The following is a 13253-nucleotide window of genomic DNA, read 5'->3' as shown; positions in this document are numbered from 1 at the left end:
AAAGGAAATTCCATGAATTTACGTTTAGGTATGAAAAGGAAGGTAAAGAAAGTAATTAAATTTGCCCTACTGATTCTTAATATTATCAGTTGGTACTTCAAAATCGATTCTAAGAGACAAAGTACCACAGCCCTAGTATTTAATGTTTCAAAGTGGAAGCGGCCATATATTGAAAATCTGTTATATGAGTATGAAATTATGTTTATCCCAGCAGAAAAAAGCCTTTTTTTGTTATCACCAATCCTAAAGAAATTAGAAAAAAAGGTAATTATCATTTGGGGATTTGGTGGAGATCAAGAGATTTGCCGTTATGCTGAAACGAAAGGAATCCCTGTTTATCGTATCGAAGATGGCTTTGTGAGATCTGTTGGACTTGGATCTATGCATACACCGCCATATTCAATATGTTTTGATAAAAAAGGAATGTACTTTGACTCAACTAAACCAAGTGATCTTGAGGACATTCTAAATCAATATGATTTTGAGCAAAATCCTAAATTACTTAACCAATCTAGAAAGTGTATCGAGATGTTAATTAACTTAGGAATCAGCAAATACAATCATCTTGACTCTAAGAGTGTTCATGAAATATACGGGAAGAAGACGAAAAAGAGAATCTTGGTTATTGGCCAAGTTGAGGATGATGCGTCTATTCTCAAAGGATGTAGTAAGAGAATAACCAATAACGACCTTGTAAGGCTAGCTTACCAAGAAAATCCAGATGCAGAGATTATTTACAAGCCGCATCCTGATGTTTTAACCGGTCGAAGGCCAAAACAATCAGATCCTAATGAGATAAAGCATATTGCCAAAGTAATTCAGGAACCTTTAAGTCTGGTGGATTCGTTTAAAACGATCGACCATGTTTATACCATCACTTCACTATCTGGATTTGAAGCACTCCTAAGAGGAATTACGGTAACGACTGTAGGGGCGCCCTTCTATTCAGGTTGGGGAGTTACGGATGATCGTCAGATTACTGGTCGTAGAAATAGAAAATTATCTGTTGAGGAGATTTTTGCAGGTGCGTATCTTCTATATCCAAGATATGCAGACCCCTACACAAAAGAACAGTTATCACTTGAAGAAACGATTAAACGGATTGCATCTAATTTATAAATTGTAACCATCTAAAGATAAGGAATATATACATTTGGTTTAGAAAATAGTTATATTGAAACTCAAACTCAGTGTATGATCAATCCTAACGAAATAAGATAGGAAGCTATAATATGATTCAAATAACACAAGTCATAAAAGAACAATTATTTAATTTTAATTTAATATTTCGACTAGCATTTTATGAAGTTAAAGGACAATACTTAATGCATTATTTGGGTGTCTTCTGGCAGTTTTTAAATCCTCTCGTTCAAATCTTTGTTTATTGGTTTATATTTGGAATGGGTATACGTGGGGGTCACCCAGTTAATGGAATTCCATATTTCGTTTGGTTAATCTCTGGATTAATTCCTTGGTTTTTTATCAATCCTTCTATCACACAAGGCTCAAATAGTGTCTATTCCAAATTAAACCTTGTTTCCAAAATGAAGTTTCCAGTTAGCATCCTGCCATCTGTAACAATTATCGGTAATAGTTTTCAGTTTCTTGTGATGCTGCTTCTTTTAATAATAATAGTTCTTCTAAACGGGATTCATCCAAATATTTTCTTTATTCAATTGGTTTACTATATGTTTTGTTTATATGTTTTCTTATTTTCATTCACTTTGTTTTTTTCAACATTTTCTACAATCGTCAGAGATTTTCAAGCATTGTTACAAACAACAATGAAAATGCTCTTTTTCATGACTCCAATTGTTTGGAGCACAGACAAATTACCTGGCATATATCAAAATTTGTTAATGTTAAATCCAATTTACTATTTAGTAGATGGGTTTCGAAAATCCCTCTTATTTAACACATGGTTTTATGAGGATTGGGCCTACACGTTATATTTCTGGGCTCTTACATTAGTTATCTTATTTATTGGTGCTGCATTGCATTTAAAATTTAGGAAAAACTTCTTTGATTATTTGTAAAATGGAGGCTTGAATTCGGTGGAGCCAATAGTAAGATTAAATAACGTTTATAAAACATACAGCTTTTATAAAACACAGTCAGAAAAATTGCTGGATGTCCTTGCGATAAAAAAGAAAAGGAAAAGTTTCACGGCTTTAAGAGGCATATCCTTTGAGGTATATAGAGGAGAGAGTGTTGGGATCATTGGTATAAATGGATCCGGAAAATCAACACTTTCTAATCTATTAGCCCAAATTGGTGTTCCAACATCCGGGAAGGTTACCTTAAATGGAGAATCTTCACTCATAGCCATCGCAGCTGGGTTAAATAATAATTTAAGTGGCCTAGAAAATATTCGTTTGAAATGTTTAATGATGGGTCTTAAAAATGATGAAATAAGTAAAATTACTCCAAAAATAATTGAATTTGCTGATATAGGTGATTTCATTTATCAGCCCGTAAAAAATTACTCAAGTGGTATGAAATCTAGGCTTGGTTTTGCTATATCGATTCATACTAATCCGGATATTCTAATTATTGATGAAGCATTATCTGTTGGAGATCAAACTTTTTATGAAAAGTGTATAAAGAGGATGGAGGAATTTAAAAGCGAAGGGAAGACCATTTTCTTTATTAGTCATTCAATATCTCAAGTAAGAAACTTCTGTGATAAAGTACTTTGGTTACACTTTGGTGAAATCCATAAATTTGGCGACAGTAAAGAAGTCTTGAAAGAATATAAGGAATTTATAAACTGGTTTAATTCCTTAAATGAAAAAGAAAAGAAGGAATACAGAACTCAAAAGCTTCAAGAACAATTTCTTGAAAGAAAAAATGAACTTTCACATACAAGGAGAAACCTCAAGGGGAAGAAAAAGAAAAATAATTCCTTTAAAAGATGGTTGTTTTCCATACAAATTCTGTTCTTATTACTTTTCTTATCTATTACGATACTACTTATGTTTACAAAACAGGATCCATTAATAATCCTAAATAGTAAATCTCTAGGCTTAACGGATAATAATATTGCTTCCAATAAAATTACTATGCCAAAGGCAAATCAAATAAAAAAAGAATCCATTAATAAAAAGGGGTTAATTACAAGAGAAAACGTGGATATGTACTCAGATCCAAATTTTAAAAATAAAATTGGAACTTTATCTTTTGCAAGCCCTGTTCAAATAGTAGAAAAAAGCAATAATGCTTACTCCATTAATTTTGATAATAGTATCGGATATATTAAAGCTAATACAGCATCTATCCTTGAAAACAATCCAAAGGTATCTGATTATAACTTACAAGATATTATTGGTGCCGCTCCGAAAACATTTTCCAGTTCTTATATGTTTTTTATGGAACACTTAGGTCTAAGTTATAATCAAGTAGAGAAAAATATTCGCGGTCTATCACAAGAAATGACTAGTGAAGATGGAGAAAAGGTTCAAGTATATAACTATTATAACGTTGAATATTTTTTTGATAGCACAAATTTATGCAATAAAATGAAAATACTTAATATCAATACTGATAATGATATTATTCGAAATTTGGAATCAAATGCAGTATTTAAGGATTCAACTGGAAATCAGTTTTTAACATATATAAAGGATTACGAAGTTATTGTGAATAAGAATGAAGGCAGTATGACTATAAAAACCTTAAATAAGCAATAATTTCAAGAAGACTATGTCAAAGGGGATGACAACATGAAAAAGTTTCCGTTTAAAAAAGCTCTCTTTATGTCTAATTTTACAATTGACTTGGGAGATCCCAATTATCGGACAGGGGCATACTTAAAATACTTAGAACCAATTGCCAATACATTGTCAAAACAAAATAATTTGGATGTAAAATTTTTAGTGGCAACCCATACCTTAGAGTCGATTAAAAGAAATTCCAAATCAACAAAAATCGGACAGGATAATAGTTTTATTATAGATTACCAAAGAGATATCGATGTTTTTGGTTTTGGTGATAACTTTATTCGCAAGTCGTATAATAGCAGCTTTGCTTCTGAAGAGAGTGCCTACATTAATGGTTACTTTAAATCCCTCTTTAAGGGTTGGGAGCCAGATTTAATTGTATGCTGGGAGTTCCCTACAACTATTTTCCGTGCTTTGTTCCCTAATGCACTGGTAGTAGATTTAATGCCTGGATTATTTATGAGACCTCCATATCCTAGAACGATTTCATTTGATCCTGTGGGTCTGTATAAAGATAGTGTATTTAAAGATCCATATTTAAATGAAATTAAGGCAACTGATGCTGAGCTTGATGCATACCATATGATCCGTAAGCAGAACGAGAACTTTTTTGATGAAACCTCAGCGAAAAATGTTGTTCTATCCAAGTTGAAAGAACCTGAAAGATTTGAAAAGTTTACACTTGTTCCACTTCAGATATCACAGTATTTTGGTTTTTATGAGAATTGTGAGTATAATTCCCAGTTTGATTTCTTATTAGATGTATTAAAAAATACGCCGGAAGAAACAGGGGTAATTGCAACACAATATGTTAGCGGCTTTGTCGCAGAGAAAGCCATAAATGATAAGAATATTGACTTTTTAACAGCTAATTTCTCCAATTTCCTCTATTCCAAGGATTTTGAAGCTGTTGATAACATCTCCCAATTTATCGCTCCTTGGGCCGATGCAACATGTTCAATTTCAAGTACGATAGGTCTTCAGGCAAAGTTTTTTGATCGTAAATTAATCTCGCCTTCACGTTCTCATTTATCTTACTTAGCTGACCAAACAGATTTAAAACAACAAATTTATACAGGCAAAAGTAATAATGAAAATGTAATGGCAATTATGCTGAACAGGCAAACATTCTTAGAAAACCGGATATTGAATGACCCTGAATATTTGTCTGCCATATTTACTGAAATGGCAAAGAACAGAGCAAATGGTGCGACAGGAATTGAATTATTACCAAGTGGTCTTATCGTAAAAACAGTTAAAGAAAATCCGTTTTATTATAATTCATCTTCATCACCTCAGGCTGCAGTGCGACAACTTAGTAGGTTAGGAAATACGGGTGTACAGCTTAATAATAGTGAATTAAAGACACTAGTTGATCAGATGAAAAATGCCAATGTACTTTCTTTTGATATCTTTGATACTTTATTGTCTAGGGCTGTATTTAAACCTGAAGATGTTTTCTTAATTATGCAAAAGGAATTGTCTACTTCTAATCATAATATCCAATTACCTGAACATATTATAAATGCATTTGCCCAATTAAGACCAGGAGTAGAAAGACAATTACGCCGTGAAAGAGATGAGGTCATTCACTCCCATTTAAGTGAGCATGAATTGACAGAAGAGCTTACGATTAGAGAAGTTTATACGCTCATGATGGAACGGTTTGGCGGAAATATAAGTGAAGTGGATAAACTAATTGAATTTGAACAGAAGATTGAGCATGATGTTTTATATGCCCGTCCAATCGGTAAGTTCTTATTTAATGAAGCGATAAGAACAGAGAAACCAGTTATTATTGTTTCCGATTTTATTCATGACGAGGCTTTTGTAGCAAAAGCACTTGAAAATGCAGGTTATGCGGGCTACGATAAGTTGTATGTCTCTTCAACAATAGGAAGCAAGAAACATTCTGGAGACTTATTTAAACATGTAGCGGAAGAAAGAAATATTGATGTCAGCACGATTTTACACATTGGCGATAATAAAATTGGTGATTTAGAGATGGCCCAAGAATCTGGCTGGGGTGCAGTTCGTATTTCTTCTGCCCGCGAACAAGCGTTGGAGTTTCTAAAAGAACGTAAACTTTCTCCTGCTATTATAGATAAGAGCTTCTTTTTACGTACATCATTGTCTCTATTTGCAGAGAGATATTATGAATTAAATACCTTTGTTGAAAAAGATGCGGTTCCTAATACACCAAGGACATTTATTAAATCAGGTGAAGAACTAGGCTTTATCGGTCTTGGTCCGCTTTTATTATCTTACACTGAATGGATTATTCAGCAAGCGAAGAATAGAAAGTGTAATTCCATTATTTTCTTTGCGCGTGATAGTTATTTACCATTTAAAATTGCTGAAAAAATTCTAGAGGCACGTGGGGAGTCCAATCTGTTTGAATTGAACTACATTGCCACTTCTAGAAGAGGGGTCATGAGGTTAAATATTGAGTCTCCTGAAGACTTCTTTACGGTACGGATTGACGATTATGCAAGAAAAAATCCCCTTTCACTATTATTAGCTGATAGATTTGGAATTGATTTAGATTCAATCTCAGAAACGATTCTATCACGCTGGGGAATTACGAATCCTGAAATTACAGTGGGGAAAGTAACTCCAGCAGCTATCTATGGTATCGTGTATGATTATGTAAGAGAGAATTGGGAAAGAGTAAGTGATCAACTAGACGAAAAGAGAAATATATACAGGGAATATCTAATTCAAAGTGGTGTAGATTTGAAAAAGAACACATTAGCCATTGACTTTGGCTATAAAGGTTCAACCCACCGAATGATTAGTAAACTGTTTGAAGGGAAATTTTATCCGGCATTCTTTATGTCCTATGCGGATGACTTTGGACATGATCCAATTACACATGCAGAAGCCTATTATCAAAAAAATATTATTCCAAATCATAAATCAAGTATCATGTTGAGTCATAATTTAATTATAGAAACGTTAATGAATGAACCAACGGGAAGCTTACTTGAAGTGGTGAGGTCAAGAGACAACGAGATAAGAGTGGTAAAGGAAGAATTAGGTTCTGCTGAACATTTTGCAAAGGTAAATTCCATTCATAGAGGTGTCCTTAACTTTGTTGATACATGGCTACAATGCTTTAGAGCAACACCAGGCATTATTACATTAGAGCAAAATGCTACAGATTATATTTTAACTAATATCTTACGCAAACCTACACAACAAGAAGCAGAGATTCTTAAAGGTATGGTTTTTGACAATAACTTTGCTGGTCATAACAATCGTTACATTGTCACACCTAATTCAAACGCAAAAGATACGGAGAGCATTTGGAAAGAAGGTCACAAGGCGTTTTATGTTGCAAATAATAATGCGGTGGTTAAAAATAATACTCCTGCAGCTAAGCCAGCTCAACAGGTGAAAACTCCGGCAACTGTTGAAAAAAAAAATAATACATCAACAGTAAAGAATGAAAAGCCTGTAGGAAACAATAAAGCAGCTGCACCAAAAGCGAATGTTGTAAAACCTGCGGAACAAAAGAAAGAAGTAAACAATAAAAATGGTAAAGCAGGGAAATCAACGATTACTCTTAGTGGTCCATATATATATGTTGATGGTACAAGATATTCTAAAAACATTAACTCATTGCGTTCCTTATATAGAGACACTTTTATTGAGTCTGTTGCTACACTGGCGAAAAAAATGCCTAAACCAGAAGCTAAAGAGTATTATGCAAATTTAATAAAAGACCATTCCAAAGCATATGTTGCAGCTAAACTATTACAAGAAAATGGTGGAATTATGCAAGCGGATATGCCAACTGGAGAAAAGTTTAAGATTTATTTAAAATGGATGAGAAAAAAATAAAGAAAAAAGGTTGTCCAAGTTTTGGACAACCTTTCATTTTGCATGTCTTGGTTTAATGTTCTAAGGGAGTTTAGTTGTAGAGACAATCGTTATACTTGATTTATTAATCGTAGAATCACTTTTAAATAATTTGGAATAACCTTTACCTGTAATATAAGAACCAATATTTATATTTCGGCTATTATTAATAAAACTCCATGCTGTACCACTATCACCTAAAAAATTTGTACCGTCAAAAGTTGCAGTAGAGGTATTATCATTTACAATAGCCACATCAATTCCTAGCCCAGGTTTAAGGCCAGAGGCAGAAATACCATCACAATCCTTAAAATAAAATCCAAACTTTGTTCCAGAAAAATTTGTGGTCGTCTTGTCGATTTGTGATCTTATATTTGTAAGCCAGGATTTGTCGACATTTCGTAAGCGCACGCCATACCAATTTTCTTTATGGTCATAGCCACTCTTATGCCGGCTTACAGATACATTGGTAATGGATACCCAACTCCTGTTCGCAAGATCAATACCACGATACTGGGCATTTATCAATGTATCAGTAATTCGACCTTCACCATAAGGATCATTACCAGTGTCAACAATCCCCTCAAATGCATGAGCAAAATCACATTGGTCGATCATAAAAAAATTATGATTGCCAATTTCCACAGCACGTTTAATTCCATGGGTGGTGACTCTATTGATCCGAGCCGTTAAAATATCACTACTAGCATTTAAACGTAAAAATGTTTGATTCACCTGCTTAGTAGGATTCTCTGAAATTTTATAAGTCCCAATGGCATCTATTTTATCAATATAGGTACCCCAGCTGTCTGCTACGTCTATGTAATATTTCCATCCATATTTATAGACAAAACCAATATTTAAAGCTTCCTTTTCATCACCGCGAAACTCTAAATCGTGAAAAGAGTAACGAACATGGTAATGTGAGTATAGAGCACCACCCAAAGGGGTTTTAATGGCCGAACCTCCATGTGAGCCTTTCGCAACAATGGTTAAGTCAGAGATTTCTCCTTTAGCACCTATTTCTTTCGCACCTTTAAAAGATATTCCATCCTTGCCTTTCATATCAGTAAAGACAAGAACTGTTCTTCCTTCACCATCACCAGATATTTTCAAAGGCTCTGAGGTTAAAGTATCCTTAATGACATATTTACCCGATGGTATAAACAGTGATACTTTCTGAGTTTCCGCATAGGCTAGTGCCTTTTGAAACGCCTTAGTATCATCCGTTCGTCCATCACCACTTGCACCAAAATCTGTTTTTACATTTTTTATGTAAGTATTGTTGTTTTGTGAATCTTCTTGAACATTCTGTGTTTGTAAAAAAAAGTGAAATATTCCATAGATTAAAAAAGTGCAAATAAGTATTGCTCCAAAGATTAAAGAACTCTTCTTCACCTTAAAAACCATCGTAAGACTTCCTTTGTTAAAATTATTTAAATCATAATAATTTCTTTGATTTATGCCAATAAATTCTATATTAACATATTCATGCTGATGAAGTGATTTAAAATAGCATTATTAATGCTACTTGAAGTAAATTGACCATATGGAGGGAATTTGAAAAGAGAAAAGTTATTGTAATAAACAAGAACTATATATATATAAAGGGAAAACCTACTGTTTTCCCCTGAGTAAAAGATTATAGGGCTAAATAAGAATTTAGGATAAAGAAGGGGAATAGGTTTAATCACATCTTACTTTTACAACTGCCTTCTTAATATACTGAGGCTCGTTAACATATAATGTTGGCATATGTCCATCCTCGGGTGTAAAGATGGTAAAATAGCCTTGTCCAACTTTAAATAGATCACCATTACCTTCTAAGAACAAAAGGTCTCTATCTTTGTATTGCTCAACTATTTCTAAACTCTCAACATTCGCAAAGCCCATTTGTTCCTCTCCACGAATCATATATTGAATATCCGTGTATTTGTAGTGGGATTCCCAACGTCCCTTTTCAGGTGGAATGGTTTCGTATTCCTGTATAGTCACGAAAATATCGTTTCCTTCAATTTCATATTTACCCGGAGTTAGTGCATTTAAATCATTTTCCAGGAGAAATTGAAGGCCTTTTTTTAATCGAGGATGTAACCTCACATAAAGTTCGGCATTAGTTAGTTTATCTAAAATCATAATAATCCCTCTTTTTTCTTTGAGTAATTTTGTTAATGTAATCAAATTATATCATATGTTAAAATGGATATTTCTACATAAAAAGGCTGATAAGGAATTTCCTTATCAGCCTGATAACTTATTTTAATTCAAGTTGGGTACGAAGTTCGTTTTGAAGTCTTTGCTTCTCCGCATCAGAAACTAAACCATAGTAGATACCACCGATCATAGTTCCTGTTTCTTTAATTTCCATTTGCGTTAAATTAGATGCAGCGGATTTATAATTTTTTTGAATGTCAACCATTTGGTCAAAAGTAATATTGGTTTTTACATTCTTACCAATGGCTGCAAAGATGTTTGAGTAGTTGGTTAAACTAGAAACACTTGCACCCTCTTTAAGGACAGCCTGAATGACTTGTCGCTGTCTTTCTTGACGACCGAAGTCACCACGAGGGTCTTGGTGTCTCATTCTGACAAAATTAAGGGCTTGTGCACCACCTAAATTAATATTCCCTTTGGCAAAATGATCGCCGCCATATGAAAAATCAAGTGTGTTATTAACCGTTACGCCGCCAACCGCATTAACAATGTCTTTAAATCCTTGCATGTTAACTTTCATATAATAGTCAATTGGGATATTAAGAAAGTTTTCAACTGTATCAACAGACATTTGTACGCCGCCAAAAGCATAAGCGTGGTTAATCTTATCAACGGTTCCATGTCCGACAATTTCGGTACGAGTGTCACGAGGGATACTAAGCATCTTGACGGAATTATTGTTTGGGTTAATCGTTAAGACAATCATCGTATCGGAACGGCCTCTGTCACCAGGGCGCTCATCGACACCGAGCATTAAGACAGAGAAAGGATCTTTATTGGAAACTGCCACAGGTGTTGTACGCTTAGCGGATTGCGTCTGCTTAAGCGGCTCATTCATTGTTTCGACAGTACTTTTTAACGAACTATATACATTATATGCGTAAACTCCTACACCCAAAACAAGGAGAAGAAGAATAATTCCAGTAACCTTCAACCAAGTTCTCTTTTTCTTTGTTTGAGATCTCATTCGATAATACCTCCAAAAAAATGACAAATATTTTGCACTCAGCTATAAGAATACCAAAAAGATAGGAAAATAGATATAAAAAAAATATGGGAGTTATTTGGAAAATATTATAGTGTTTTTGAAAGCCGGACAAAATTTAAGGTTAATAGACATATCGAACAGCTTAATTCGACACATCCTCCCCAATCTCCCCATTCCTGGTTTAAAGGTATTCACAATATGGGAAACCATCGATCCATATTTGCTTTACTGGCTGGCAGAATAAGTGATCGACAAGTCATAACTCACGCCATATTGAATAATCGATGTGAACCCATAACGTGCATGGTATAGCTGTTATAGGAAATCCTTGTGATGGTTGAGTGGAAGGGGCTGTTGTATTCGTTTTTGCAGGTTCGGAAGGTTCTTTCCTAATACAACTGCGATTGTAGAATAAAATTTTAAAATTTTGTTAACAAATACTTACATCCACATTAATGCATACAATCAATTCCATAAAACTGGGCGAGATGAGGAGATTGTCCGGTTATGTCGCTTTATTTTTTTAAAAAATTCTTGCAAAATTACCAATTAATAACTTATTATAGTTTAATAGTATGATAATAGGAGGTGAGTTTTCGGGTATATAGGACTACTTCATAATGACGATCATCAAACAACAGGGGGGTTTTTGATGATTAATCGTAAAAGTCTACGATTATTTCAGTATAGTACAAAAGGGGGATCATTTTTTGAAAACGAGAATTGCTAGTCTAGCTTTAACATCAAGTCTATTATTTACCTTTAGTATGCCAATGAAAATGACATACGCACAAACATTGCCTTTGGAAAATGTTCCAAACATTGTGGGCAGTAAAATTGAAACTGTTAATTATAATGAGAACCTCGGGAACTCTAATTTCATTTCAGGAATACTAGCAAAGGACCCTTCCGCTTCACCGGACAAGCTGGTCTTATCATTTTTTAACAAAGCAAAAAATACATATGGGTTAACCAGTGATGCGAAAACCTTATTTGTTAATAAGGGGAGTATTAAAGATCCAATAGGTGGTCACCAAGTCATTCGTTTACAGCAGGTCTATAAAGGAATCCCTGTTTTTGGTTACCAACAAATTGCCCATATTAGTAAAAAAGGAGAACTTCTAACCGTTTCAGGCGATGTGCTTCCAGAGAATAACTTTAAACAAGCGACAGCTGCAGGAAAGAAAATTAGCAGCGAAGAGGCGATCAGTCTTGCACAAAAAGACTTAAAGTTCTCACCCAAATATACTAATACACCAAAAGCGGAAATCCAATACTATTACCATGACAACAAATTAAGTTTAGTATATGTGGTGAATTTGTCATTCCTTGATCCGAAACCAGGGAATTGGTTCTACTTTATTGATGTTGAATCAGGGAAAATCATTCATAAATTCAACTCAATTGATGCGTTAGGTGCAACGGTTAAGGGGAAAGGGGTTTTAGGTGATACAAAGACACTGCAAGCCTCTAAGACCAATAATATGTATTATTTGCAGGATTTCACCCGTGGATTAGGAATCAATACTTATAATGCAAAAGCCACCGAAAGTTTGCCAGGAACCCTGTGGAGGGACACAGATGGTGTTCTAAATGATACGTATGATGCTCCGGCAGTAGATGCTCATTACTATGCAGGCACGACATTCGATTTTTATAAAAAGACGTTTAATCGAGACAGCTATGATGATGCGAATGGACCAATCAAATCATCCGTTCATTATAGTACGAATTACAATAACGCCTTCTGGGATGGTAAACAAATGGTTTATGGTGACGGGGATGGAGCAACCTTCCGTTCACTTTCCGGCGGCATTGATGTGGTAGCCCATGAGCTAACCCATGCCGTGACTCAATATTCTGCAGGATTAGTGTATGAAAATGAATCTGGTGCATTAAATGAAGCGATGTCAGATGTTTTTGGTACATTAGTAGAATATTATAATAATAAATCACCAGATTGGAATATCGGTGAAGATGTATATACACCTAATATAGCAGGGGATGCGCTTCGTTCCATGTCCAATCCGACCCTTTATGGCGATCCGGATGACTATTCAAAACGTTATATTGGTGATGACGACAATGGTGGAGTCCACACAAACAGTGGGATCATCAACAAAGCGGCTTACTTAATTAGTCAAGGCGGTAAGCAAAATGGTGTAACGGTTACTGGCATTGGCCGTGCGAAATTAGGGCAGATTTTCTACCGTACCCTAACTCAATACTTAACACCGGTTTCGAATTTCCATCAAATGAGAGCAGCAAGCATCCAAGCAGCAACAGATCTTTTTGGAAGTACAAGTCAGGAAGTGAAGACCGTACAGGCAGCTTTTTCCGCGGTTGGGATTAATGGGGTATCTTCCACTGTCATCACGTTAAATCTGGGAACAGCCTATAGTGGTACGTTTACTAAAGCAGGGGAAGAGAAGTGGTTTAAAATTGATCCTTCCAAAGCTTTGACGGCA

7 protein-coding genes and 1 pseudogene are annotated in these 13253 nt (G+C 34.7%); 5 read left to right on the top strand and 3 right to left on the bottom strand.

What is annotated here, in order from left to right; genetic code table 11:
• The first annotated feature begins 12 nt into the window (after nt 1-12).
• The 4 genes from JOC76_RS09690 to JOC76_RS09675 all read left to right on the top strand — a co-directional run bounded on the left by JOC76_RS09690 (nt 13) and on the right by JOC76_RS09675 (nt 7565).
• Entirely contained in the window at nt 13-1119 is a 1107-nt protein-coding gene (locus tag JOC76_RS09690; RefSeq protein ID WP_205177402.1) for a capsular polysaccharide export protein, LipB/KpsS family, read from the top strand.
• Nucleotides 1120-1232: 113 nt separating this feature from the next.
• A complete protein-coding gene (locus JOC76_RS09685) occupies nt 1233-2036 on the top strand; it encodes an ABC transporter permease (protein WP_205177401.1) in 804 nt (267 codons plus the stop codon).
• Between the two features lie 18 nt (nt 2037-2054).
• The gene (gene tagH / locus JOC76_RS09680; protein ID WP_205177400.1) at nt 2055-3689 is read left to right on the top strand and encodes a teichoic acids export ABC transporter ATP-binding subunit TagH; all 1635 of its coding nucleotides are present in this window, start codon (nt 2055-2057) and stop codon (nt 3687-3689) included.
• A gap of 33 nt (nt 3690-3722) precedes the next feature.
• The gene (locus tag JOC76_RS09675; RefSeq protein ID WP_205177399.1) at nt 3723-7565 is read left to right on the top strand and encodes an HAD-IA family hydrolase; all 3843 of its coding nucleotides are present in this window, start codon (nt 3723-3725) and stop codon (nt 7563-7565) included.
• A gap of 60 nt (nt 7566-7625) precedes the next feature.
• Here the strand turns inward: JOC76_RS09675 and JOC76_RS09670 are convergent, their stop codons facing one another.
• The 3 genes from JOC76_RS09670 to tagU form a co-directional block, all read right to left on the bottom strand.
• Nucleotides 7626-8993, bottom strand: a complete 1368-nt coding sequence (locus JOC76_RS09670; RefSeq protein ID WP_205177398.1) for a glycosyl hydrolase family 28-related protein — start codon at nt 8991-8993, stop codon at nt 7626-7628.
• A 276-nt stretch (nt 8994-9269) separates the two neighbouring features.
• A complete protein-coding gene (locus JOC76_RS09665) occupies nt 9270-9719 on the bottom strand; it encodes a NanQ anomerase/TabA/YiaL family protein (RefSeq protein WP_205177397.1) in 450 nt (149 codons plus the stop codon).
• A 118-nt stretch (nt 9720-9837) separates the two neighbouring features.
• Nucleotides 9838-10764, bottom strand: a complete 927-nt coding sequence (gene tagU / locus JOC76_RS09660) for a polyisoprenyl-teichoic acid--peptidoglycan teichoic acid transferase TagU (protein WP_205177396.1) — start codon at nt 10762-10764, stop codon at nt 9838-9840.
• Between the two features lie 731 nt (nt 10765-11495).
• Here tagU and JOC76_RS31035 point away from each other — a divergent pair.
• A pseudogene (locus tag JOC76_RS31035) lies at nt 11496-13136 on the top strand (M4 family metallopeptidase); the annotation flags it as partial.
• Nucleotides 13137-13253: the final 117 nt, after the last annotated feature.

This window comes from Neobacillus cucumis (genome assembly GCF_016908975.1).
GTDB classification, from domain to species: domain Bacteria; phylum Bacillota; class Bacilli; order Bacillales; family Cytobacillaceae; genus Neobacillus; species Neobacillus cucumis.
This window is presented reverse-complemented; position numbering and strand designations above follow the sequence as displayed.